The 22,483-nt window shown below is 76.1% G+C and carries 19 protein-coding genes; 8 read left to right on the plus strand and 11 right to left on the minus strand.

Features of this window, described 5'->3' with window-relative positions:
* Nucleotide 1: 1 nt before the first annotated feature.
* Nucleotides 2-556: a TrmH family RNA methyltransferase gene (locus tag O7599_RS02130; protein WP_281620339.1), complete on the minus strand. Its 555-nt coding sequence runs from the start codon at nucleotides 554-556 to the stop codon at nucleotides 2-4.
* Between the two features lie 128 nt (nucleotides 557-684).
* Between O7599_RS02130 and O7599_RS02135 the strand changes: the two genes are divergently transcribed.
* Entirely contained in the window at nucleotides 685-1,653 is a 969-nt protein-coding gene (locus tag O7599_RS02135) for an FAD-dependent oxidoreductase (protein WP_281620340.1), read from the plus strand.
* Nucleotides 1,654-1,666: 13 nt separating this feature from the next.
* On the opposite strand, the gene O7599_RS02140 is transcribed toward O7599_RS02135, so the two are convergent.
* Nucleotides 1,667-2,995 (minus strand): M14 family metallocarboxypeptidase, encoded by a 1,329-nt coding sequence (locus tag O7599_RS02140; RefSeq protein ID WP_281620341.1) that lies wholly within the window; start codon nucleotides 2,993-2,995, stop codon nucleotides 1,667-1,669.
* A 158-nt stretch (nucleotides 2,996-3,153) separates the two neighbouring features.
* On the opposite strand from O7599_RS02140, the gene O7599_RS02145 reads away from it, so the two are divergent.
* Complete coding sequence (locus tag O7599_RS02145; RefSeq protein ID WP_281620342.1) at nucleotides 3,154-3,957, plus strand: MerR family transcriptional regulator; 804 nt, start codon at nucleotides 3,154-3,156, stop codon at nucleotides 3,955-3,957.
* A gap of 160 nt (nucleotides 3,958-4,117) precedes the next feature.
* Nucleotides 4,118-5,155, plus strand: a complete 1,038-nt coding sequence (locus O7599_RS02150; RefSeq protein WP_281620343.1) for a peptidoglycan recognition protein — start codon at nucleotides 4,118-4,120, stop codon at nucleotides 5,153-5,155.
* Nucleotides 5,156-5,220: 65 nt separating this feature from the next.
* On the opposite strand, the gene O7599_RS02155 is transcribed toward O7599_RS02150, so the two are convergent.
* Genes O7599_RS02155 through O7599_RS02170 form a run of 4 tightly spaced genes read right to left on the minus strand, consistent with a single transcriptional unit; the run spans nucleotide 5,221 to nucleotide 10,992 of the window.
* A complete protein-coding gene (locus O7599_RS02155; RefSeq protein ID WP_281620344.1) occupies nucleotides 5,221-7,398 on the minus strand; it encodes a 3-hydroxyacyl-CoA dehydrogenase NAD-binding domain-containing protein in 2,178 nt (725 codons plus the stop codon).
* A gap of 42 nt (nucleotides 7,399-7,440) precedes the next feature.
* Nucleotides 7,441-8,676 carry an acetyl-CoA C-acetyltransferase gene (locus O7599_RS02160; protein ID WP_281620345.1) on the minus strand — a complete coding sequence of 412 codons (1,236 nt, stop codon included), beginning with the start codon at nucleotides 8,674-8,676 and terminating at the stop codon, nucleotides 7,441-7,443.
* A gap of 13 nt (nucleotides 8,677-8,689) precedes the next feature.
* Nucleotides 8,690-9,832 (minus strand): acyl-CoA dehydrogenase family protein, encoded by a 1,143-nt coding sequence (locus tag O7599_RS02165; protein WP_281620346.1) that lies wholly within the window; start codon nucleotides 9,830-9,832, stop codon nucleotides 8,690-8,692.
* Nucleotides 9,829-10,992, minus strand: coding sequence for a CaiB/BaiF CoA-transferase family protein (locus O7599_RS02170; protein WP_281620347.1), 1,164 nt, complete (start codon nucleotides 10,990-10,992; stop codon nucleotides 9,829-9,831). The genes O7599_RS02165 and O7599_RS02170 overlap by 4 nt, the downstream gene beginning before the upstream one ends.
* A 175-nt stretch (nucleotides 10,993-11,167) precedes the next feature.
* On the opposite strand from O7599_RS02170, the gene O7599_RS02175 reads away from it, so the two are divergent.
* Nucleotides 11,168-12,352, plus strand: coding sequence for a saccharopine dehydrogenase NADP-binding domain-containing protein (locus O7599_RS02175; RefSeq protein WP_281620348.1), 1,185 nt, complete (start codon nucleotides 11,168-11,170; stop codon nucleotides 12,350-12,352).
* Between the two features lie 29 nt (nucleotides 12,353-12,381).
* Here O7599_RS02175 and O7599_RS02180 read toward each other — a convergent pair whose 3' ends face one another.
* The 3 genes from O7599_RS02180 to O7599_RS02190 all read right to left on the minus strand — a co-directional run bounded on the left by O7599_RS02180 (nucleotide 12,382) and on the right by O7599_RS02190 (nucleotide 17,787).
* Nucleotides 12,382-15,777 (minus strand): hypothetical protein, encoded by a 3,396-nt coding sequence (locus O7599_RS02180; protein ID WP_281620349.1) that lies wholly within the window; start codon nucleotides 15,775-15,777, stop codon nucleotides 12,382-12,384.
* Nucleotides 15,778-15,847: 70 nt separating this feature from the next.
* Nucleotides 15,848-16,486, minus strand: a complete 639-nt coding sequence (locus O7599_RS02185; RefSeq protein WP_281620350.1) for a DsbA family protein — start codon at nucleotides 16,484-16,486, stop codon at nucleotides 15,848-15,850.
* The gene (locus O7599_RS02190) at nucleotides 16,486-17,787 is read right to left on the minus strand and encodes a DUF4185 domain-containing protein (RefSeq protein WP_281620351.1); all 1,302 of its coding nucleotides are present in this window, start codon (nucleotides 17,785-17,787) and stop codon (nucleotides 16,486-16,488) included. The genes O7599_RS02185 and O7599_RS02190 overlap by 1 nt, the downstream gene beginning before the upstream one ends.
* 102 nt (nucleotides 17,788-17,889) lie before the next feature.
* Between O7599_RS02190 and O7599_RS02195 the strand changes: the two genes are divergently transcribed.
* From O7599_RS02195 to O7599_RS02205, 3 genes are all read left to right on the plus strand, one after another.
* The gene (locus O7599_RS02195; protein WP_281623250.1) at nucleotides 17,890-18,351 is read left to right on the plus strand and encodes a hypothetical protein; all 462 of its coding nucleotides are present in this window, start codon (nucleotides 17,890-17,892) and stop codon (nucleotides 18,349-18,351) included.
* A 103-nt stretch (nucleotides 18,352-18,454) separates the two neighbouring features.
* On the plus strand, nucleotides 18,455-18,940 hold the full coding sequence (locus tag O7599_RS02200) for a hypothetical protein (protein ID WP_281620352.1): 486 nt from the start codon (nucleotides 18,455-18,457) through the stop codon (nucleotides 18,938-18,940).
* Between the two features lie 65 nt (nucleotides 18,941-19,005).
* Complete coding sequence (locus O7599_RS02205) at nucleotides 19,006-20,010, plus strand: DUF3048 domain-containing protein (protein ID WP_281620353.1); 1,005 nt, start codon at nucleotides 19,006-19,008, stop codon at nucleotides 20,008-20,010.
* 87 nt (nucleotides 20,011-20,097) lie between these two features.
* Here the strand turns inward: O7599_RS02205 and O7599_RS02210 are convergent, their stop codons facing one another.
* Nucleotides 20,098-21,087 carry a zinc-binding alcohol dehydrogenase family protein gene (locus tag O7599_RS02210; protein ID WP_281623251.1) on the minus strand — a complete coding sequence of 330 codons (990 nt, stop codon included), beginning with the start codon at nucleotides 21,085-21,087 and terminating at the stop codon, nucleotides 20,098-20,100.
* A gap of 241 nt (nucleotides 21,088-21,328) precedes the next feature.
* Between O7599_RS02210 and O7599_RS02215 the strand changes: the two genes are divergently transcribed.
* On the plus strand, nucleotides 21,329-21,874 hold the full coding sequence (locus tag O7599_RS02215) for a type 1 glutamine amidotransferase domain-containing protein (RefSeq protein ID WP_281620354.1): 546 nt from the start codon (nucleotides 21,329-21,331) through the stop codon (nucleotides 21,872-21,874).
* Between the two features lie 27 nt (nucleotides 21,875-21,901).
* On the opposite strand, the gene O7599_RS02220 is transcribed toward O7599_RS02215, so the two are convergent.
* Complete coding sequence (locus O7599_RS02220) at nucleotides 21,902-22,387, minus strand: hypothetical protein (RefSeq protein WP_281620355.1); 486 nt, start codon at nucleotides 22,385-22,387, stop codon at nucleotides 21,902-21,904.
* Nucleotides 22,388-22,483 lie beyond the last annotated feature (96 nt).

Here is a 22,483-nt window from a genome sequence, read left to right on the forward strand (position 1 = left end):
GTCACAGCAGCCCGGCCAGGCGGTAGAGGACGAGGGAGCCGGCCACGGCGACGTTGAGGCTGGCGCCGGTGCCGACCATGGGTATCTCGACGGCCTCGTCGAGCAGGTCGAGCGCGTCCGGCGGGATGCCGTGCTGCTCGTGACCGAGCACCATGACCGTGGGGCGGCGCGCGGCCGGCAGGTCGGCCAGGCGCACGGCCTCGTCGGCGAGTTCGACGCCGAGGACGCTCCGGCCCGCGGCGCGCTGCCGCTCCAGCCAGCGCAGCGGGTCGCCGGTCCAGTGCACGCAGACGGGGCGGCGCAGCGTGTTGCCGCGGGCCAGCGCCTCGGGCACCCAGGGGAAGCGGGGCACGACGAGGCAGGCGCCGACGGCGTCACAGGTGCGCAGGAGCGTACCGAGGTTGGCGCCGTGGAGGGGCCTGAGGGGGGCGGCGTAGAGGTGGTCCCAGCAGGAGTGGGCGCGGGGGCGGCGGCTGCGCTTCAGCTCGCGGGGTGTGCGGGTGCGGATGGCCGGCGCGTCCCTGCCGGGCCGGCGGACCCCCGGGCGGGCGCTCATCGGCGCGGGGCGCGCGCCCCCCGAACGCTTGCAGTACTCACGTGATTCGACATGCGAACAGGGTAGCGATCACCATCGGCGCTCCACCACCCCGCGCGTGATCGCGGACGGTGCGGCAGACTGCCCTGATGGAATCGGAAGTCATCGTGCTCGGCGCCGGCATCATCGGCCTGACCAGTGCGGTCGTCCTCGCCGAGGGCGGCCGGCGGGTCGCGGTGTGGGCGCGGGAGCCGGCGCAGGAGACGACGTCGGCGGTCGCGGGCGGGCTGTGGTGGCCGTACCGGATCGAGCCCGAACACCGGGTGGCGGACTGGTCGGTGCGGTCGTTCGAGGTGTACGCCCGGCAGGCGGAGCACGCGGCGGTGACGGGCGTGCGGATGCGTACGGGGCTGCAGCTCGGCGCCGGCCTCGCCGGCCTCGGGGCCTGGCGGCGCGCCCTGCGCGACGTGCGGGCGGCCGGCTCCGCGGAGCTGCCCGGGGAGTACGCCACGGGCGTGCGCGCCACGGTGCCGATCGTCGACACGGCCACGCACCTGGCCCACCTGCACGACCGGCTGGCCGCGGCCGGCGGCCGGGTCGAGCGGCGCGCGGCCGGCTCGCTCGGCGAGGCCGGGCGCGCGGCTCCGTACGTCGTCAACTGCACCGGCCTGGGCGCCCGCGAGCTGGTGCCGGACCCGAGCGTGCGTCCGGTGCAGGGGCAGCTCGTCGTCGTGGAGAACCCGGGCGTCGAGGAGTGGGTGGTCGCGGCGTACAAGGACGCGACCGCCACGCTGTACGCGCTCCCGCAGCCGTACGGGCTCGTGCTCGGCGGCACGGCCGTCGAGGATGCCTGGGGCACCGAGCCGGACCCGGCGGTGGCCGAGGCCATCGTCGCGCGCTGCGCGCGCGTCCTCCCCGGGGTCGCCCGTGCCCGGGTCCTCGGCCACCGCGTCGGGCTGCGCCCGGCCCGCCCCGCCGTGCGGCTGGCGGCGGAGCGCCTGCCGGGCGGGGCGCTGTGCGTGCACAACTACGGGCACGGGGGCGCCGGGGTGACGGTGGCGTGGGGCTGCGCGGAGGAGGCGGCGGGGCTGCTTTCCACCGCGCCGCCCGGGCCGTAGCCGCGGAGCCGCCTCAGCGGCAGCGTTCGACGGGCCGGCCGTCCGTCAGCTCGTACACCGCCCGCTGGTCCAGCAGCAGCGGCACCAGCGCGCGCAGCGGCTGCCGCAGCTTCACCAGCGCGCCGCCGCCCGGGCGGGGGCGGACCTCGACGCCGTGCAGCTCGAGTTCGTCGCCGACCGCGTCGTACTGTGCGGGGTCGAGAGCGTAGCCGCAGGGCGGGTCGTCGACGATCTGGCCGGGGGCGGGCGGCTCGTTGTCGGCGCCGCCAAGGTAGACGGGGCCGGTGTCGGCGAGGCCGCGGGCGCGGGCCGCGGCGGTGGCGGTGGCCAGCCGGCCGCGGTGGTCCGCGGCGTAGTCGTACGTGGCGTCGAGCGCGGTGAGCTGGGAGGCGACGCGGCGGCGGTGGTTGGCGACGGGGTCGTCGCGCTCGTCGTCGGTGAGCGCGGTGATGCGCGTCTCGACCAGCAGCCCGGCGGCGTGCTTGAGGCCCGCGGCGTTGCGCAGGATGCGCTCCTGTCCGTCGCCGGCGACCTGGCGAACGGGCTCGCCGGTCTGCGGGTCGGTCCAGATGCCGTAGACGCCGCTGCTGTAGCCGGCCTCCTCGACGCCTTCGCGGACGTGGTCCTCGGACAGGTGGCGGGCCTCGCGGTGGACGTCGTCGTGGGTGTTGAGGTTGCGCGGCCAGAGCGCGAGCACGTCCTTGACGTAGTACGGCTCGGTGGCCTCGTACTCGTGCAGGTCGTGGATGACGTCGGGGCGGTGGTCGCGGATGACGGCGGCCAGCGCGCGGCCCTCGGCGGTCTCCAGGGCGATGTGGTCGCGGTTGACGTCGACGCCGTCGGCGTTGCCGCGGGTGCCGGCGGCGCGGCCGTCGGGGTTGGCGTTGGGGACGACGAGGACCCGGTTGCGGGCCAGGAAGCGGCGGGTCTCGGCGTCCTTGGCGTACGCCAGGTCGCGCAGGCTGGTCAGGCACGCCTCGCGGCCGGCGGGTTCGTCGCCGTGCTGGCCGCATATGAGCAGGACGACGCTGCCGCGGACGGCCTGCGCCGGCGTGGGCGGGACGGGGGCGCCGATGCGGACGAGGTTGAGGGGGCGGCCCTGTTCCGTCGTGCCGATGCGGTCGACGGCCACGCGCCGGCTGTCCTCGGCCACGGCGGCCAGGAACGCCGCCTCCTCCTGCCCGCTGGTCCAGCGGGCGCCGCCGCTCTCCTCGAAGCCGGTACGCGGTGGGTCGGCCGCCTCCGCCGGCGGGCCGGTGACCGGCGCCAGCACGACGGCCGCGGCGCAGGCCGCGAGGACGGCCGTGCGGAGCACGGTGTGACGGGGGGCGCGTATGCGCATGGGCGGTCTCCCGGAGGCGGAGAGCGATGAGGGTGGCCAGAAGATAGCGGAGGGTGACGCGCCGCAGAAGGCTCCGCGCACGAAGTCTCCGCGACCGCCGCCTGTCCGGGGAGCCGCGGTCTTTCACAGGTCCGGTGAGACAGCAATATTGTTGGACCATGACCCAGGAGACGGAGGCGGCCGGGCTGACCGTGGACGAGCTGGCCGCGCGCGCGGGCGTCACCGTGCGCACGGTCCGCTTCTACTCCACCCGCGGGCTGCTGCCCCCGCCGGTCATCGGCCCGCGGCGGGTGGGGCGCTACGGGCCGGAGCACCTGTCCCGGCTCGCGCTCATCGAGGAGTTGCAGCACCAGGGGCTGACGCTGGCCGCGATCGAGCGGTACGTGCAGCAGTTGCCGACCGGGCTGAGCGCCGAGGACCACGCGCTGCACCGCGCGCTCGTGGCCACGTGGGTGCCGGACGCGGAGACCGAGGTGAGCCGCGCGGAGCTGGAGCGGCGCGCGGGGCGGTCGCTGACCGACGACGACGTGGCGCGGCTGGCCGCGATGGGGGTGCTGGAGCGTACGCCGGGGGCCGCCGGGGCGTCCGGCCCGGACCCCGCGGCGGACGGCGGCGGGAACGGTAGCTCGGACGGCGACGCGGACGGCGGCGACGCCTTCCGGGTCGACCCGGCGGTCCTCCACCTCGGCGTACGGCTTCTCGACGTCCCCATCCGGCTGGAGACCCTCCTGGCCGCCCGGGGCGTGGTGCAGGAGCACTCGCGCGCGGTGGCCCGCGAGCTGACCCGGCTCTTCCACGACGAGGTGTGGGAGCCGTTCGGCGAGGCCGACCCCGACCCGGAGCAGGTCGAGACGATGAAGTCGCTGTCGGCGCACATGCAGCCGATGGTGGTGCAGGCGCTCGTGACGGCCTTCCAGCGGTCGATGAAGGCGGAGTTGCGGGCGTCGTTCCCCGCGGAGTGACCTTGCCCACGTACGCGTGTGACGGGTGAGGTCCCGACCGGCCCTCTTTGCCCGACGGCCGCCGCGGCGTCCGCGGCCACCCTTGCCCGCGGCCCGCCCCTGTTGTCATGCTCATCCGCGCCGCAGTCGCACACCGCCGCCCGCGCCGAGGAGTTCGAGCATGAGCGCACGCCGCCCGCGAGGACGTCGCTGGGCCTTCCCCTTACTCGCCGTGCTGCTCACCGCCGCCGGCCTGGCCCTCCCCGGCGCCCTCGCCAACCCCGAACCGGAGCCGGAAGACGACCGCTTCAGCCTCGTCGGCGTCTCCTGGCCGGCCGGCGGCGGCGCGCTCGACGGCACGCCGCAGGTACGCACCCGGGACGCCGGCACCGGCCGGTGGACGGCGTGGCGGTCGCTGGAGACCCAGCCCCGGCAGACCGAGCCCGGCGCGCCCGCGCCGGACCGGGCCGCCACAGAGCCGGTGTGGGTGGGCGACTCCGACGCCGCACAGGCCCGGCTGCTCCGCGGCGACGGCGGCACGGCGCCGTTGCCCGGCCGCGCCCGGCTGGAGCTCGTCGACCCCGGCGACGGGCCCGGGGTGCCCGCCGAGCCCGCCTACACCACGACCGCGACGCGGCCGGCGATCATCTCCCGGAAGCAGTGGGGCGCCGACGAGTCATGGCGCGACGGCCCTCCCGAGTACGGCAGCAGGACGAGGGCGTTCATCGTCCACCACACCGTGGACAGCAACCGCTACTCGTGCTCCCAGGCGCCCTCGATCATCCGCGCGATCTACCGCTACCACACCCGTACCAACGGCTGGAACGACATCGGCTACAACTTCCTCGTCGACAAGTGCGGCCGCGTCTACGAGGGCCGCCGCGGCGGCGTGACCAGGCCGGTGACGGGCGCGCACACCCTCGGCTTCAACAAGAACACCAGCGGCGCCGCGGTCATCGGCACGTACGGCTCCGCCGCCGTCCCCTCGAAGGTCACCAACGCGCTGGCCCGGCTCTCCAAGTGGCGCCTCGGCGTCGCCGGCTACAGCCGCACCGGCAAGGCCACGCTGAAGGCCGGGAAGTCCAACGGCAAGTACCGCAAGGGCGAGACGACGACCGTCTACCGCCTCACGTCCCACCGCCGCCTCTACCCGACCGCCTGCCCCGGCGCGAAGCTCTACGCCAAGACCGGCACGATCCGCACCATGCGCGTCGGCTGAGTACGGACCCACCCCCCACCGCGGCCCCCGCCCGCCGACGCCGGCGCGGCGGGGGCCGGGGCGGTTCAGACCGCGTCCATGAACCGCTCGTCCCTGTCCGCCTTCGCCAGCAGCAGCGCGGGCGGCTCGAAGCGCTCGCCGTAGGCCGCCGCCAGTTCGCGCGCCCGCGCCACGAAGCCGGCCGGCCCGCCCTCGTACCCGTTGATGTACTGCAGCACGCCGCCGGTCCAGGCCGGGAAACCGATGCCGAAGACCGAGCCGATGTTCGCGTCGGCGACGGACGTCAGCACGCCCTCCTCGACCAGCCGCACGGTGTCCAGCGCCTCCGCGAACAGCATCCGCTCCTGCAGGTCGCGCAGCGCCGGCGGCTCCTGGTCCGGCTTGGTGAAGTGCTCCCGCAGCCCGGGCCACAGCCGGGTCCTGCTGCCGTCCTCGTAGTCGTAGAAGCCCGCTCCCCCGGCCCGCCCGGTGCGGCCGAACTCGTCGACCATCCGGTCGATGACCGCCTCCGCCGGGTGCACGGGGTAGCTGCCGCCGGCGGCTTCGACGGCCGCGCGCGCCTCGTTGCGGATCCTGCGGGGCAGGGTGAGGGTCAGCTCGTCGAGCAGGGAGAGCACCTTGGCCGGGTAGCCGGCCTGGGCGGCGGCCTGCTCGACGGTCGCGGGCTCGATGCCCTCGCCGACCATGGCCACGCCCTCGTTGATGAAGTGGCCGATGACGCGGGAGGTGAAGAAGCCGCGCGAGTCGTTCACGACGATCGGGGTCTTGGCGATCTGCCGTACGAGGTCGAAGGCGCGGGCCAGGGCCTCGTCGCCGGTGCGCTCGCCCCTGACGATCTCGACCAGCGGCATCTTGTCGACGGGTGAGAAGAAGTGCAGCCCGACGAAGTCCCGCGGGCGGGCGACGCCTTCGGCGAGCAGCGTGATGGGCAGGGTGGAGGTGTTCGAGCAGAGCAGGGCGTCGGGCGCGACGACGTCCTGGATCTCCTGGAACACCTTGTGCTTGAGCGCCTGGTCCTCGAAGACCGCCTCGATCACGGCGTCGCAGCCGGCCAGCTCCGCCGGGTCCGCGACCGGGGTGATGCGCGCCAGCAGCGCGTCCCGCTTCTCCCGCGTCGTACGCCCCTTGGCGAGCTGCTTGTCGAGCAGCCCGGCGGAGTACGCCTTGCCCTTCTCCGCGGCCTCGACCGACACGTCCTTGAGGACCACCTCGATGCCGGCGCGCGCGCAGGCGTAGGCGATGCCGGCGCCCATCATCCCGGCGCCCAGCACGGCGACCTTCGACACGCGCCGCTCGTCAACGCCGGCCGGGCGGGAGCGGCCGCCGTTGACGGCCTGGAGGTCGAAGAAGAACGCCTGGATCATGTTCTTGGCCGTCTGCCCGACGGCCAGGTCCACGAAGTAGCGGGCCTCGATGACCTGGGCGGTCTCGAAGTCGACCTGGGAGCCCTCGACGGCCGCGGCCATGATATTGCGCGGCGCGGGGAACGGGGCGCCGCCGAGCTGCTTCTTCAGGTTGGCGGGGAAGGCGGGGAGGTTGGCGGCGAACTTCGGGTGCGCGGGCGTGCCGCCGGGGATCCGGTAGCCGGGCTCGTCCCAGGGCTGCCGGGACTCCGGGTGGGCGTCGACGAACGCGAGGGCGGCGGCCCGCAGTTCCTCCTCGGTCTCGACGACCTCGTGCACGAGCCCGTTCTCCAGCGCCCGCCGCGGCCGGTACTGGGTGCCCTGCAGCAGCACCTTCAGCAGCGCGTCGGTGATGCCCATCAGCCGTACGGTGCGGGTGACGCCGCCGCCCGCGGGCAGCAGCCCGAGGGTGACCTCGGGCAGCCCGATCTTCGAGCCGGGCGCGTCGAGGGCGACGCGGTGGTGGCAGGCGAGCGCGATCTCGTAGCCGCCGCCCAGCGCCGCGCCGTTGAGGGCCGCGACGACCGGCTTGCCGAGCGTCTCGATGCGGCGCAGCGCGCGCTTGACGGTCATGCCGACGTCGAACGCCTCGCGGGCGTGCGCACGGTCGATGCGGATGAGGTCGTGCAGGTCGCCGCCGGCGAAGAAGGTCTTCTTCGCGGAGGCGAAGACGATGCCCCGTACGCCGTCCTGCTCGGCCTCCAGCCGGTCGGCGACGGCGGTGAGCGACTGGATGAAGTCCGCGTTCATGGTGTTGGCGGACTGGTGGGGGTCGTCCAGGACGAGGGTGACGACACCGGTGTCGTCCTGCTCCCAGCGGATCGTGTTCGTGTGGCTCATGGTGGTGGGGTGATCTCCGTGTGCGGGGGGGGCGGGACGGGGTCAGAGGCGCTCGACGACGGTGGCGATGCCCATGCCGCCGCCGACGCAGAGGGTGGCGAGGCCGTAGCGCAGGTCGCGGCGCTCCAGCTCGTCGACGAGGGTGCCGAGGATCATGGCGCCGGTGGCGCCGAGCGGGTGGCCCATGGCGATGGCGCCGCCGTTGACGTTGATCTTGTCCAGGCCGACGCCCATCTCGTCGGCGAAGCGCAGCACGACGGCGGCGAAGGCCTCGTTGATCTCGATGAGGTCGATGTCGTCGATGCCGAGGCCGGCCCTGGCGAGCGCCTTGCGGGTCGCGGGCGCGGGCCCGGTGAGCATGATCGTGGGCTCGGAGCCGGTGACGGCGGCGGAGACGACACGCGCCCGGGGGGTCAGCCCGTACCGCCGGCCGACCTCGGCGGAGCCGACGGCGACGAGGGCCGCGCCGTCGACGATGCCGGAGGAGTTGCCGGCGTGGTGGACGTGGTCGATCCGCTCCACCCAGTGGTACTTCTGCAGCGCCACGGCGTCGAAGCCGCCCAGGTCGCCGATGTCCGCGAACGCGGGCTTGAGCTTGGCGAGGCTGTCGGCCGTCGTGCCGGGCCTGATGTGCTCGTCCCGGTCCAGGACGGTGAGCCCGGCGCGGTCCGTGACGGGCACTACCGAGCGCTCGAACCGGCCCTCCTTCCACGCCTGCACGGCCCGCTCCTGGGACATGGCGGCGAACTCGTCCACGTCCCGGCGGCTGTAGTCCCCGAGCGTGGCGATCAGGTCGGCGCCGATGCCCTGCGGCACGAAGCCGATCTCCGCGTTGGTCATCGGGTCGTTGAACCAGGCGCCGCCGTCCGAGCCGATCGGCACGCGCGACATCGACTCGACACCGCCGGCGAGGATCAGGTCCTCCCAGCCGGAGCGGATCTTGGCCGCGGCGATGTTGACGGCCTCCAGGCCGGAGGCGCAGAAGCGGTTCTCCTGTACGCCGGCGACGCTGTCGGGCAGCCCGGCGGCGATGGCCGCGATCTTGGCGATGTCGGAGCCCTGGTCGCCGTGCGGGCTGACCACGCCGAGCACGATGTCGTCGACGGCGGCCGGGTCGAGGCCGGGGAAGCGGCGGCGCAGCTCGTGGACGAGGCCGACGACGAGGTCGATCGGCTTGGTCCCGTGCAGGGCGCCGTTGGCCTTTCCCCGGCCGCGCGGGGTGCGGATCGCGTCGTAGACGTAGGCGTCGGTGACGGACGGCCTGGCGGATGTGGTCACGGTGGTGCGCCTCTCAGGAGAGCAGGGAGCGGCCGATGATCTCTTTCATGATCTCGGTGGTGCCGCCGTAGATGGTCTGGACCCGCCCGTCGGTGAAGGCGCGGGCCACGGGGAACTCGCTCATGTAGCCGTAGCCACCGTGCAGTTGCAGACAGCGGTCCGCGGTGCGCTTCTGCAGCTCGGTCGCCCACCACTTGGCCATCGAGGCGTGCACCGCGTCCAGCTCGCCGGCCGCCAGGTCCTCGATGCAGCGGTCGACGAACGTACGGGTCACGGCGCACTCGGTGGCCATCTCGGCGATCTCGAAGCGGACGTGCTGGAACCGGCCCAGCGCCCGGCCGAACGCCTCGCGCTCCCTGACGTACGCCGTGGTGGCCTCGACCAGGTGCTCGGCGGCGGCGGCAGCGGCGACGGCGATGGCCATCCGCTCCTGCGGCAGGTTGGTCATGAGGTGGCCGAACGCGCCGTCGCGCTCCCCGAGCAGGTTGTCCTTCGGCACCCGTACGTCGGTGAAGAACAACTCGGCGGTGTCCTGGGCCTTCTGGCCGATCTTGTCGAGGTTGCGGCCGCGCTCGAAGCCCTCGGCGCCGCGCTCGACGACCAGCAGGCTCAGCCCGCGCGCGCCGCCCTCGGGGGTGGTCCTGGCGACCACGACGACGAGGTCGGCGAGGATGCCGTTGGAGATGAACGTCTTGGCGCCGTTGAGCAGCCAGTGGTCGCCGCGGTCCTCGGCGGTGGTGCGGATGCCCTGCAGGTCGGAGCCGGCGCCGGGTTCGGTCATGGCGATGGCGGTGATCAGCTCGCCGGTGCAGAAGCCGGGCAGCCAGCGCCGCTTCTGCGCCTCGGTGGCCAGGGAGGTCAGGTAGGGTCCGATGACGTCGTTGTGCAGCCCGACGGCGAGCCCCGCGGAGCCGGCACGGGCGAACTCCTCGGCCAGCACGGCCGCGAAGCGGTAGTCGTCGTGGCCTCCGCCGCCGTACTCCTCGGGGACGGCCAGGCCGAGCAGGCCCTGCCGCCCGGCGGCGAGCCAGGCGTCGCGGGAGACGATGCCGTCGGCTTCCCAGCGCGCGTAGTGCGGGGTGACCTCCTTGGCGAGGAAGGTCCGCACGGTCTCGCGGAAGGCCGCGTGCTCGGGCCCGTACAGCCGGCGCTTCACCGCTCCTCCTCGGTCGGGACAGGGGTCGGGACAGGGGTCGGGATGGGGGTCAGGCCGGGGACGTGCCAGTCGCGGGCGACGTCCGCGGCGTCGGCGCCCGGGCGTGCGGGCGGGCGGCGTACCGCACCCGGGGTGGCGGAGAACCGGGGCGCGGGGGCCGGCTGGACGGTGCCGTACGCCTCGGTGAAGGTACCGCGGGCGGCGAGGTGCGGGTGGTCGCGGGCCTCGCGCAGGGACAGCACGGGGGCGACGCAGGCGTCGGAGCCGGCGAAGACCCCGGTCCACTCCGCGCGCGTACGCTCCTTGAACCGGGCGGCCAGCCGCTCGCGCAGCTCCGCCCAGGCGGCGGGGTCGCCCCGGTCCGGCAGCGGGCCGGGGACGCCCAGGAGGCGGACGAACTCCGCGTAGAACGCGGGCTCCAGGGCGCCGACGGCCATGTACCGCCCGTCCGCGGTCTCGTAGACGCCGTAGAACGGCGCGCCGCCGTCCAGGAGGTTGGCCCCGCGGCGGTCGTGCCAGGCGCCGGCGGCGGCCATGGCGTGGATCATCGAGGTGAGGTGCGCGGTGCCGTCGACGATGGCCGCGTCGACGACCTGCCCTTCCCCGGTGGTACGGGCGTGCTGCAGTGCGGACAGCACGCCGACGACGAGGTAGAGCGAGCCGCCGGCGTAGTCACCGAGGAGGTTGGCGGGGACGGCGGGCGGGCCGTCGGCGGGGCCGATCATGCCGAGCGCGCCGGTGACGGCGACGTAGCCGATGTCGTGGCCGGCGGTCCCCGCGAGCGGACCGTCCTGACCCCAGCCGGTCATCCGCCCGTACACCAGCCGGGGGTTGCGGGCGAGGCAGTCCGCGGGGCCGACGCCGAGGCGCTCTGCGACGCCGGGGCGGAAGCCCTCCACGAGGATGTCGGCACGCTCGGCGAGGGCCAGCGCGGCGCCGGCGCCCGGCCCGGACTTCAGGTCGAGGACGACGGAGCGCTTGTTGCGGTTGGTGAGGTCGTGCGCGGGGTCGATGCCCAGTCCCGGGCCGCCGGGCCGGTCGACCCGTACGACGTCGGCGCCGAGGTCGGCGAGGAGCATGGCGGCGAACGGCCCGGGGCCGATGCCGGCCAGCTCGACCACCCGCACGCCGTGCAGCGGGCCGTGCTCCCTGCTCCCCATCAAGCCCCCAGCGGTGTGACACCGACTGTGTAACACCAGAGATGATAAGAACACGTTTCAGTGGGCACAAGTGCGGGGTCCCCCCGCGCGGGTCGGCCACCCGTGCGGGGGGTCGAGATCGGAATCCGGCGTCGTCCGCGTCGACGGGACGGCGCCGATGAACCACCCTGGGTCCATGGCAGACGAGTCCCGACCGCACGACCTCATCCTCTTCGGCGCCACCGGCTTCACCGGCGCCCTCACCGCCGAGTACCTGGCCCGGCACGCGCCGCCCGACTGCCGCTGGGCGCTGGCCGGGCGCGACACCGGCAGGCTGGCGGACGTACGCGACCGGCTGGCCGCGATCCGCCCGGAGTGGGGCGACCTGCCGCTGCTCACCGCGGACGCGGCGGACCCGGCGGCGCTGCGCGGGCTGGCCGAGCAGACCCGGGTGGTGGCCACGACGGTCGGGCCGTTCCTGCGCTTCGGCGAGCCGCTGGCCGCCGCGTGCGCCGCGGCCGGGACGGACTACGCGGACCTGGCCGGAGAGCCGGAGTTCGTCGACCGGGTGTACGTACGCCACGACGAGCGGGCCCGGGAGACGGGCGCCCGGCTGGTGCACTCCTGCGGGTTCGACTGCACGCCGTTCGACCTCGGCGTGCGCTACACCGTCGAGCAACTGCCGGAGGACGTACCGCTGCGCGTCGACGGCTTCCTGCGTGCCGCCGGCGCGATCTCCGGCGGCACGCTGGCGTCCGTGCTCGGCGCGGTCTCCCGGCCGCTGCCGGCGGCGCGGGCGGCCCGGGCCCGCAAGAGGGCCGAGCCGCGGGTGACGGAGCGCCGGGTGCGGGCGCCGCTGGGCGCGCCGACGCGCAGCGGCGCGCTGCGCACCTGGGGGCTGCCGCTCCCGACCCTGGAGTCGCAGGTGGTGGCGCGGTCGGCCGCTGCGCTGCCGCGGTACGGACCGGACTTCCGCTACCGCCACTACGCCGCGGTCAAGCGGCTGCCGGTCGCCGCGGGCGGCGTGCTGGGCGCGGGGGCGTTCGCCACGGCGGCCCAACTGCCGCCGCTGCGCAGGCTGATGGCCGCCCGGCTGGCGCCGGGCACCGGGCCCAGCGAGGAGCGCCGGGCGCGCAGTTGGTTCTCCGCCCGGTTCGTGGGCACGGGCGGCGACCGGCGGGTGGTGACGGAGGTCAGCGGCGGCGACCCGGCGTACGACGAGACGGCGAAGATCCTGGCGGAGGCGGCGATGTGTCTGGCGTACGACCCGCTGCCGGAGACGTCGGGGCAGGTCACGACGGCGCAGGCGATGGGCGAGGCGCTGACCGAGCGGCTGGTCGCGGCGGGGATGGGCTTCCGGGTCCGGGCCACGTTGCCGTAGCGCGGCTGGGCCTCCCCCGCCCCCACGCCCTACTCGTCCGCCGTCTGCACCGCCAGCGCCGCGTCCCGCACCTCCCTCCGCGGGTGCGCGCGCAGCGTCCGCAGGGTGGCGCGCCAGGGCTCCGGCCAGCCCGCGCGGGCCCCGGTGTCCCTGGTGAGGGCGACCGCGAACAGGCCCTCCGCGTGCCCGCCCGCCGCCGCCAGCGCGCGGGCCGCGTCCGCCCGCGCCTCCGGCGCGCCCGGCCGGGCCGCCCGGTCCAGCCGGCGGCTCAGCGCCTTCGCCGTGACCTCCGCGAGCACCGGCCGCCCCGCGTGCAGCCCCGCGAGGTCCACCAGCGCCGCCGTCAGCTCCGGAGCCCCGGCCTCCAGGTCGACGGTCTCCGTCCGCAGCACCGCCGCCTGCGGCACGAAGTCGTCGTCCGCCGCGAGCACGTCGGCGAGCGCGTGCAGCGTGGGCCGCAGCAGGCCGCGGAGGTCCGGCGGCCGGACGGTCAGCCGCCGGACGAGGGACGCCAGGCGCCGGCGCGCGGGCAGGTCGCGGTCCGGCTCCGCGTCGGGCTGTCCTGGCGCGCGGGTGAGGAGTTCGCGCGCGGCGCGTACGACGGGCTCGCGCGCGGGATCGTCGGCGGGGGCGGTGGTGGCCAGGGTGACCAGCGCGTGGGCGGCGGGATCCCACGTGCCGCGGTTGCCGAGATCGGTGACGGCCGCGCACAGCACGTCGGCCGCGGTCGGCGACCAGGGGGCCCAGGCGGCGAGGCTCGCGTACGCGGCCCGGGCGAGCTGGACGTCGTCGGTGCGGCTCGCGGCCTCCACCAGGCCCGCGTACCGCGGCCGGTGCTCCTCGCGCAGGTCGCGCGGCTGCGGCCGGAGCAGCGACAGCCGCACCTGCGGATCGCCGGCCGCGGCGGTCTCCAGCATCCGCCACACCTCCGGTCTGCCGAGCAGCCCGCCGGCGAACGCCACGCACGCGGCGCGTACGTCGCGGTGCTGCTCCGGGAGTTCGTACGCGCCGACCACCAGCGCCGCCGCCCGCTCGGCCGGCAGCCGGGTGGCGGCGAGCCGGACCGCCTCCTTGCGGCTGGTGACCTTCGCGCCGGCCGCGGTCCCGTCGGGGCCGGGCAGCAGCAGCGGGCGCAGGGCCGCCTCGACGCGCGAGGGCGCCGCGTGCAGCGTGGCGCGGGTGGCGGCGTACACCGCGACACGGGCGCGGTCACCGCCGGCGTGCGCGAGCAGCAGCGGCAGCGCCTCCTCGGGCCGGTCCGTCCACACCAGGGCGGCGAGCGCGGCCTCCGCGAGGGCGACGTCCTCCGCGCCGGTGTAGCGGAAGACGAGGTCGAGGCCGTGACCGGGTATGCGGGCGGCGTCCGCGAGGGCGCGGACGCGCTCGTGCTGCGGCAGGCCGGCGTCGCCCGCGGCCCGGGCCAGCAGCCGGGCGGCGGCGGCCTGCTGGGCGGGCGTCCAGCGCTCGGGCGTGACGACGGGCGGGGTCCAGGGCGCGCGCGGCGTCAGGAACCGGCCCCACGGCGGGGTGTCGCCGAGCACGGTGTCCAACAGGTCCGTACGGGTGCGCGCCAGCACCTGGTAGACCGGCGGGAGCACCGCCGCGGACGGCTCCTGCGCGAGCAGCCGGCCGACGCGCTCGCCGCGGCCCGCGCGGGGCTCCAGCCACAGCGACACGGCGGTGCGCACGGTCGCGTCGTTGCCGAACTGCACGGCCTGCCACAGGTACTCCTGCAGCTTGGGCATCCCCCAGGCGCGCCGCCCCAGCGCCCGCGCGAGCGCGAAGGTCAGCCCGTGGTCGACCTTGTCCGCGCCCGCCTCCAGCCACGGTTCGAGGGCGTCGAAGACCTCGTGCTCCTGACCGCGGCGCAGCGAGGTGTCCAGCCGGCCGAGGTCGGCGCCGCCGGTGTGGCCGGTGAGCCGGGTGATCGTCCGCAGCGAGAAGCTCACCAGCTCGGGCCGGCCGCCCGCGGCGTGCTCGCGGAGCAGGGCGACGGCCAGCGTGCGCAGCGCCCCGCGGGTGGCCGGGGAGGAATCGCGGGCGGCGATCGCGTCCGCGGCGATGCGGTGCAGGTGGTCGGCGGCGTCGGCGGTGAACAGCGCGGGGTGGGTCTCGGCGAGCTGCCGCAGGGCGACGGAGCGCACCGGGTCCTGGTCGTTGCGAAGCCGCTCGGCCAGCAGCCGGACGGCGCTGGTGACGTCCTCGGGGTGGCCGGAGCGGGCGGCGTTGGCGAGCAGCAGGCCGTACGCTCCGGCGCGCTCGTCCGGGTCGGAGCGGCGCAGCGCGGCGAGCAGTTCGCCGCGGGCCTCGGCGACGGGCAGGCAGGCCACCGCGCGCAGCACGACCGGCGGGGGCGCGTCGCGCTCCCTGGCCTGCGCCGCCATGCGGCGTGCCTCCGCCGCCCGCCGTTCCCGGGGCAGCGCGTCGAGCAGGGTGGGCGGGAAGTCGTCGTGGGCGGTGTCGCGTTCGGCCATGGCGGCGTCGAAGAGCGCCTCCCGGCGGGACGGCGCGGTACGGCGCAGGAGGTCGGTGAGCGCGGCTGCGTTCTCCGGGGTCCCCTGCCACAGCCGGGCGAGTTCGGGCAGCTCCGGAGGCGCGGCGGCGACGAGGCGGTCCAGCACGGTGCGGCTGAGCCGGGTCCCGGCGGTGCCCCGGCGGCGCTCCGGGGCGAGCAGCAGGCGCAGGGTGCGGCCGGGGTCGGCGGCCACGAGGCGGTTCAGCCGGTCGTGCACCGGCGGTTGCAGCCCGCCGTGGCAGAACCGCTCCAGCAGCTCCAGCACGCGGTCCGGGGCGCGGTCGGCGAGCGGCGCGACGACGTCGGCGTGCCTGGTCCACCAGGCCGCCCGGCTGCCGGGCGCCAGGGCGGCCAACTGCCGTTCCGCCTCGTCGAGTACGGCCCCGGGGTGCCGGCCGGCGAGGGTGGCGGGGCCGCTGAGCGCGGGCCAGAGCGCCGGCAGCAGACGGCGTACGGTCTCCTCCGTGCACGCGGGCAGCAGCCGCGCGGCCTCGGCGTCGCCCCACTGCTCGCCGACGGGCCCGATCAGCGCCTCGGCGACGGCGGTGCGCCGGCCGCGGACCACGGCGCGGACGAGCTGCCTGCGGACGACGGCGGTCGCGTCGTGGAAGGCGGCGAGGACCGCGTCGTCGGCCAGCAGGCCCTGTCGTACGGCCTTCGCGCCGTGCGCGCGCACCTGGGGGTCGGTGTCGGCGAGCCGGGCGGCGAGGAAGCCGGCGTCGCGCCCGACGAGGGCGGCGAACGCCGCGAGCCGGCGGCCGTAGGCGCCGTGCCCCGCCAGCCCGTCGAGGAGCGCGGCCAGGTCGCCGCGCCCGGTGGCCCGGCGGGCGGCGAGGGCCAGCTCGCGCAGGCGCTGCGGGTAGGGCAGGGGGTCGAGGGCGCGGATGAGGTCGTCGGCGTGAGGCTGCATGGGACGGCATTGTTCCGTGCCGGTCCGCCGCGGGTGCGGCGATCCCCCGGTACCGGCCCGGGGACGGCGGTTACCCGAACGACGGCATCTCGTCGGTGCGGGTCCGCTTGATCTCGTACAGGCCGGGCACGCCGCCCAGCGCCAGCAGCCCGTCCCACAGCCGCAGCGCGTCGTCGCCGCGCGGCGCGGGCGAGACGACGGGGCCGAAGAAGGCGAAGCGGGGGCCGCCGGGCGGGGTGACCGCGAGGACCGGGCTGCCGACGTCGGCGCCGACCAGCGCGATGCCCTCGGCGTGCGAGGCCCGTACCGCGTCGTCGTACGCCTCCGACTCGGCCGCGGCCGCCAGCTCCCCGGGGAGCCCGGCGTCGTCGAGGGCGCGGGCCGGGGCGTCCCGCTCGCCGCGCTCGTGCAGCCGCGTGGCCAGCGCCGCGTAGTAGCGGCCGAGCGCGTCTGGCCCGTGGTGCTCCGCGACGGCGGCGCAGACCCGCACGGGCATCCACAGGTACGCGCCCCACTCCCCCCGCGGGTCCTCGGGGTTGACCTCGCGGCCCTCGTTGAGGACCTCCAGGCTCATGACACGCCAGCGCACCCGGATGCCGGTCAGCCGCCGCACCTCCGTCAGCCAGCGCGCCGTCGTCCACGTCCACGGGCACACGGGGTCGAACCAGAAGTCGACCGCGGTGCCCTCGCCCGGCGCCTCGTCCGTCATCACTCCACCGTATCGAGGTGCAGGCGGACGAACCGCGGGCGGTACAGGGCGACGTTGCGGTGCACCTGGGCGGAGACGGCGTCGGCCGAGGCGTCCAGCCAGTTGACGTCGTAGCCGAGCAGCAGCCCGTCCCCCGAGCCGACGCCGGGGTGGGCCTGCGGGTTGTACGCGGCGGCGCCCGAGCCGCCGCCGGCGTCCTCGGGCAGCGGCGCGGTGAACGCCTTGTCCGGCCCGTGCCAGGGGCCTTCCGGCCGGCACGCCCAGTACGAGGCGACGGTCGTCAGCCCGCTCCCGCCCGGTCCGCCCGCGTCCATCGTGAACAGCACCCAGGTGTCGCCCTCGCGCACCACGCTGAACGCGCTGCCGACGCCCTTGCGGCCGCCGTCGCCCAGCACCGGCCGCGAGCGGGCCGCCTCGCTGCTCCAGCGCTCGCCGTCCCAGTACCGCCACGCAGAACGGTCCGCGAGCCGCCCGGCGGGGACGCGGGCGAGGTGGGCGCGGGAGCTGCGCTCCGCCTGTTCCGGGGTGCGGCCGTCGGTGCCGCCCCACACGTACGTCCAGTCGCCGTGCCGGACGGCCGCCGCGCCGTAGACGACGCGGTCCGCCGGGTCGGCGATCCGGGACTGGTCGTCGACCTGGGTGATGCCCTCCAGTCGCAGGTCGGGCAGCGAGAGCGTGGCGACCTCGGTGGCCAGCGGCACCCCGTAGATCCACGGCTGCTGCGCCTCCTGCCGGTGCCACAGCAGCACCCGCAGCACCTGCTCGGAGGAGCCGGGCGACCGCGGCTCCACCACGGCGTGCACCGGCCAGCGCCACTGCCGCACCGGAGCGCCGGGTTCGGGGAAGAGGGAGGCGGGCGCGCCGGGGGCGCCGCCGAGGAGGGTGCGTTCGAGACGGCCGTCCCGGGACATCACGAGGGCGGCGTTGCGGGTCCAGGCAGGGGTGCCGAGGGTGGTGTCGCGCCAGGCGTGCGGCTGGCCCTGGCGGTTGGGCGGCGACTCGACCCGGCCGAGGTATGGGTCGGAGACCAGCCAGAGGGTGCGGCCGTCGGGCAGCCGGACGGAGTGGTTCCCGTCGCCGCCGGTCCAGTCGTCCGTGCGGGCCGCGTCGTTGCCGTAGCGCTCGAACTCGTCCGTCGTCGCGGCGTCGGCGCTCCAGCCGGAGACGGCGAGGCCGGTGCAGGCCGCGTCGTCGTCGCCGTCGTCGTCACCGGTGAAGACAACGGCGAGGGCGACGAGGAGGCCCACGACGAGCAGCAGGGCGAGGGCGATCCCGGCGCCGGCGGTCTGGCGTCGATCCATCGGGGCACGGTAACGGGCGGGGCCGGTGATCCGTAAGGCACCCGGTGGGACGGGGCCGGCGAGCGCCCGTAGGCTGGCGGCGTGGCGAAGCGAGACCTTGCGGTGTTCGACCTGGACGGCACCCTCACCGACACCCGGCACCGGCTCCACCACGTCGCGTCCTCCCCGAAGGACTGGGACGCCTTCTTCCGCGCGGCACCCCTCGACCCGCCGCTGCCCGAGGGCGTGGCACTGGCACTCCAGTGGGCCGAGACCTGCGAGGTCTGCTACGTCACCGGCCGGCCGGAGCGCACCCGCCGGGACACCGTGGCCTGGCTCGCCGACCACGGCCTGCCCGAGGGCCCGCTGTGGATGCGCCGCGCCGGCGACCGGCGGCCGGCCCGGGTGGCGAAGCCCGAGCTGCTGCGCCGGGTGGCCCGCGGGCGCACCGTGGCGGTGGTCGTGGACGACGACGAGCCGGTCTGCGCGGCGTACGAGAAGGCCGGCTTCCCGGTCGTACGGGCCGACTGGATGCCGCCCGCCGAGACGCTCCGCACGGCGCAGGAGGACGAGGGCCGCACCTAGGTTCCGCGGCTGCGCGCCCGCCGGGGCGGCAACGCCCGCTGATCCGGGCCGGATCGCGGCCCGCCCCTCCCGCGCGGCGGCCGGGCGACTACGCTCGGCGCACATGACCTCCCGCGACGACACCGACATCGACGACACGGACCTCGGCGAGACCGGAAAGCCCGGAAAGACCGGAAACGGCGGCAACGAGGGGACCCACGGAAAGGCCGGCGGGACCGAGGACGACGGAACGGCCGGCATAGGCGCGGCCGGCACCGACGCGGGCGACCCCCACACGCCCGGCGCCGGTGACCCCGGCGACCTGCTCGACGACGAGACGGCCGACGAGCCGCCGCCGCCCCGGCTGACCCCGCGGCAGGCGCGCCGCGTCCGGGCCCTGACCTCCGCCGGCGTGATGGTGGCGGTCGGCGTGGCCATGGTGGTGCAGTTCCGCAGGGAGCCGTCGCTGCTGACGTTCGCGCTCTACGGCGGCGCCCTCATCCTCTCCGGCACCGCGATCATGCTCAGCCGCGCGGGCCGCACCCGGGTCGCGATGGCGGTGCTGGTCGCCGGCTTCGCGTTCGTGGTCGCCGATCAGCTCCTGCGCTAGCACCGCCGCGGTAGAGCGCCGCCGGGGCGGGTAGATCACCGGTAGCACGCCGAGTGGGGGGTTCGTTGAACAAGAAGCACGCGGCCGCAGCGGCGGCACTCCTGGTGCCCGCGGTCGCCGTCGCCGCGGTGCTCCTCGCCCGGTCGCACGACGGCACCGAAGAGCCCGCGCACCGCCCCCAGGCACGCTCCTCCCCCGCCTCCCCGTCCGCGTCCCCCACGCCCACCCCCGCGGACGAGCCGCCGGTGCCCGAGGGCCCGGTGCTGGGCGTGAAGCTGGACAACGCCGCGCCCGCCCGGCCGCACACGGGCCTGGAGGAGGCCGACGTCGTGCACGTGGAGCGGGTCGAGGCCGGCCTCAGCCGCTTCCTCGCCGTCTACGCCTCCGGGCTCCCCGACGTCGTCGGACCGGTGCGCAGCGCCCGCGAGACGGACCTGGAGCTGCTGGCGCAGTACGACGACCCGGTGCTCGCGTACTCGGGCGCGCAGTCCCGGCTCAAGCCGTACATCAACCGCGCCCCGCTGCGCCCGGTGCCGCCGGAGCAGTTGCCGGGCGCGTACTTCCGCGGCACCGACCGGCCCGTCCCGCACAACCTCTACCTGCGCCCCGACGCCCTCACCGACGCCGCCCCCGAACTCGCGGACCTGGACGCCCCGCCGCCGTACGAGACCGGCGAGGCCCCGGCCGGCGGCCGCAGGACCGGCGCGCGCACGGTGGAGATGCCGGCCGCGAGCTTCACCTTCGACTGGTCTGCCGAGCGGCGCGGTTGGGAGGTCTGGATGGACGGCACTGCGGCCACCAGCGGCGGCGAGCGGCTCGCGCCGCCGACCGTGGTGCTGCAGGAGACGACGATCCGCAAGGGCCGGTTCGGCGACCGGTGGGGCAACAACTCGCCGTTCACCGAGACCGTCGGGTCGGGCGAGGCCACGGTGCTGCGGGACGGCCGCGCGTACGCCGCGGAGTGGGATCGGCAGACGGCGGCGGACCGCACGGTGTTCACCACGCCCGACGGCGATCCGATGCCGCTGGCGAAGGGGCAGGTGTGGGTCGTGTACGTGCCGCGCGGCTGACCGCGACGCGGGATCCCGGCCGGCCGTACCCGCGCCGGTCACCGAGGCGGCGGGCCGCCACCGCGGCGGCGGGCCGCCCGGGCGCCGTCAGCCCGCCGGCATCCGCAGCACCGCCGCGCCCCTGACCCGGTCCGCCGCGAGGTCGTCGAGGGCCTCGGCCGCGCGGTCGAAGGAGTAGGGGGTGACGGTCGCACGCACCCCGTGCGCGTCGGCCGCGGCGAGGAACTCCCTGCCGTCGGCGCGGGTGTTGGCGGTGACGCTGCGCAGCACCCGCTCGCGGAACAGATGCCGGTCGTAGTCCAGCTCCGGAATGGCGGAGAGGTGGATGCCCGCGACGCTGAGCGTGCCGCCGGCGTCCAGCGCCGCCAGCGCGACCGGCACCAACTCGCCGACGGGCGCGAACAGCACCGCCGAGTCGAAGGGCTCCGGCGCCGGCTCGTCGGCCCCCGCCGCCGTCGCGGCGCCCAGCTCCAGCGCGAGCCGCTGCGCCGCGCGGGAGCGGGTGCGCACGTGCACCTCGGCGCCCTGCGCGACCGCGAGCTGGGCGGTCAGATGCGCGGAGCCGCCGAAGCCGTACAGGCCGAGCCGGCCGCCGGGCGGCAGCTCCGCCAGCCGCAGCGCGCGATAGCCGATGATCCCGGCGCACAGCAGCGGTGCCAGCTCCTCGGCGGCGGGCTCCTTGGGCAGTGCGTACGCGTACGCGGCGGGCACCACGGCGTACTCGGCGTAGCCGCCGTCCGCGTCCCAGCCCGTGTAGCGGGACTCGGGGCACAGGTTCTCGCGGCCCCGTTCGCACCAGCGGCAGCGGCCGCAGGTGTGGCGCAGCCACGGAATGCCGGCCCGGGAGCCGATGCGCCGCTCGGCGGCGGCGCCGGCCGCGACCACCTCCCCCACCGCCTCGTGGCCGGGGACGACGGGCGTCTTGTGCGGCGGGAGGTCGTGGTCGCGTACGTGCAGGTCCGTACGGCACACCGCGCACGCCTCCACCCGGACCAGCAGTTCGTCGGGCCCCGGCTCGGGCACCGGCAGCTCCACCGGCTCCAGCCGGCCCTTCGCGGTGACGGCCCAGGCCCGCATGGCCGTAGGCGGCGTGGCTCCCATGCCCCCATCCTCGCGGCCCCCGGGCGCCCGGGTCCACGACGCGCCGGGCGGCGCGCTCCCGTGCGACCTCGGGTGCCCCGCCCGGCGGCTCGGGACGTGTCCGCCCACGCCACGCCGGGTACCCGCGGGTCTCGCCTCCGGAGCGGGATCGGAGATGATCATCGGCAGCACGCACCGTGATCGGTGAACACCAAGATCGTCGAAAGGACGCGGCCGTATGCACATCGCATTTCTCGTGGCTCCCGAGGGGGTCGAACAGGTCGAGCTGACAGAGCCGTGGCAGGCCGCCATGGACGCCGGCCACACGCCCCGGCTGGTCTCCACCCGACCGGGCCGGGTGCAGGCGTTCGACCACCTGGACAAGGCGGACACCTTCGAGGTCGACCAGTCCGTCGCCGAGGCGACGGCCGACGCGTACGACGCGCTCGTGCTGCCGGGCGGCGTCGCCAACCCCGACTTCCTGCGCATGGACGCGGACGCCGTGTCCTTCGCCCGGGAGTTCTTCCGGACCGGCAAGCCGGTGGCGGCGATCTGCCACGCGCTGTGGCTGCTGGTCGAGGCGGACGTCGTCCGCGGGCGGACGCTCACGTCGTGGCCGAGCCTGCAGACGGACATCCGCAACGCCGGCGGCACCTGGGTCGACGAGCGGGTCCAGATCTGCCACGACGGGCCGAACACGCTGGTCACCAGCCGCAAGCCGGGCGACCTGAAGGCGTTCGGGGAGGCGTTCCTGGCGGAGTTCGCCAAGACCCCGCAGAGCTGAGCCGGCGGACGGGCCGACCGGGCGGCGTCAGCGCCGGGGGCGGCTGGCCGCGGTGCGCGTGACGCGGCGCACGCTCCATTCGAACCCGCCGCGGCACACCACCGCGTGCCGCTCGTCGGTGACGACGCCCTGGGTGCTGATGCGCGCCCGGTCGGCGGTGCCGGCGAGGACGGGGCGCAGTACCTGGACGGCCGACGAGCTGAGCTTGCAGGAGGCGATGAGCCGGCCGCGGGCGGGCGCCAGGTACTCGAACGAGGCGGAGGCGCCGAGCGGCAGCACGCCGTCCAGCTCGCCGGGCGCGTCGCCGGCGGAGAGGATCGCGGCCAGCGCGGCGGCGTCGACGAGGGTGGCGAGGCCGCTGGAGTGCAGCGAGCCGATGACGTTCCCGAGCACACCGGGGGCCTCGACGGCGACCTCTGCGGCGCCGTCGATGGCGCGCAGCACCGTGAGACCGGCGGTGCGGTGGGCGGGGACGGGCTCTAACAGCGAGCGCGCCAGGGCGGTGGCATCCATGGAGACATGGTGCCGGGGGCCGGCGAAGGCGGCGGGTCCGGGAAGCCAACTCCGGCTGACCGACAGGTTCCGTTCAGCCGCCGGGGCGCCGGTGGC

The sequence above is a fragment of the Streptomyces sp. WMMC500 genome, from assembly GCF_027497195.1.
Lineage (GTDB): Bacteria > Actinomycetota > Actinomycetes > Streptomycetales > Streptomycetaceae > Streptomyces.

What these genes read in the sequence shown, in the direction of transcription:
- O7599_RS02130 (WP_281620339.1), bottom strand. Translation starts at nt 556, where the DNA reads ATGAGCGCCCGCCCGGGGGTCCGCCGGCCCGGCAGGGACGCGCCGGCC.
- O7599_RS02135 (WP_281620340.1), top strand. Translation starts at nt 685, where the DNA reads ATGGAATCGGAAGTCATCGTGCTCGGCGCCGGCATCATCGGCCTGACC.
- O7599_RS02140 (WP_281620341.1), bottom strand. Translation starts at nt 2,995, where the DNA reads ATGCGCATACGCGCCCCCCGTCACACCGTGCTCCGCACGGCCGTCCTC.
- O7599_RS02145 (WP_281620342.1), top strand. Translation starts at nt 3,154, where the DNA reads ATGACCCAGGAGACGGAGGCGGCCGGGCTGACCGTGGACGAGCTGGCC.
- O7599_RS02150 (WP_281620343.1), top strand. Translation starts at nt 4,118, where the DNA reads ATGAGCGCACGCCGCCCGCGAGGACGTCGCTGGGCCTTCCCCTTACTC.
- O7599_RS02155 (WP_281620344.1), bottom strand. Translation starts at nt 7,398, where the DNA reads ATGAGCCACACGAACACGATCCGCTGGGAGCAGGACGACACCGGTGTC.
- O7599_RS02170 (WP_281620347.1), bottom strand. Translation starts at nt 10,992, where the DNA reads ATGGGGAGCAGGGAGCACGGCCCGCTGCACGGCGTGCGGGTGGTCGAG.
- O7599_RS02175 (WP_281620348.1), top strand. Translation starts at nt 11,168, where the DNA reads ATGGCAGACGAGTCCCGACCGCACGACCTCATCCTCTTCGGCGCCACC.
- O7599_RS02180 (WP_281620349.1), bottom strand. Translation starts at nt 15,777, where the DNA reads ATGCAGCCTCACGCCGACGACCTCATCCGCGCCCTCGACCCCCTGCCC.
- O7599_RS02185 (WP_281620350.1), bottom strand. Translation starts at nt 16,486, where the DNA reads ATGACGGACGAGGCGCCGGGCGAGGGCACCGCGGTCGACTTCTGGTTC.
- O7599_RS02190 (WP_281620351.1), bottom strand. Translation starts at nt 17,787, where the DNA reads ATGGATCGACGCCAGACCGCCGGCGCCGGGATCGCCCTCGCCCTGCTG.
- O7599_RS02200 (WP_281620352.1), top strand. Translation starts at nt 18,455, where the DNA reads ATGACCTCCCGCGACGACACCGACATCGACGACACGGACCTCGGCGAG.
- O7599_RS02210 (WP_281623251.1), bottom strand. Translation starts at nt 21,087, where the DNA reads ATGCGGGCCTGGGCCGTCACCGCGAAGGGCCGGCTGGAGCCGGTGGAG.
- O7599_RS02215 (WP_281620354.1), top strand. Translation starts at nt 21,329, where the DNA reads ATGCACATCGCATTTCTCGTGGCTCCCGAGGGGGTCGAACAGGTCGAG.
- O7599_RS02220 (WP_281620355.1), bottom strand. Translation starts at nt 22,387, where the DNA reads ATGGATGCCACCGCCCTGGCGCGCTCGCTGTTAGAGCCCGTCCCCGCC.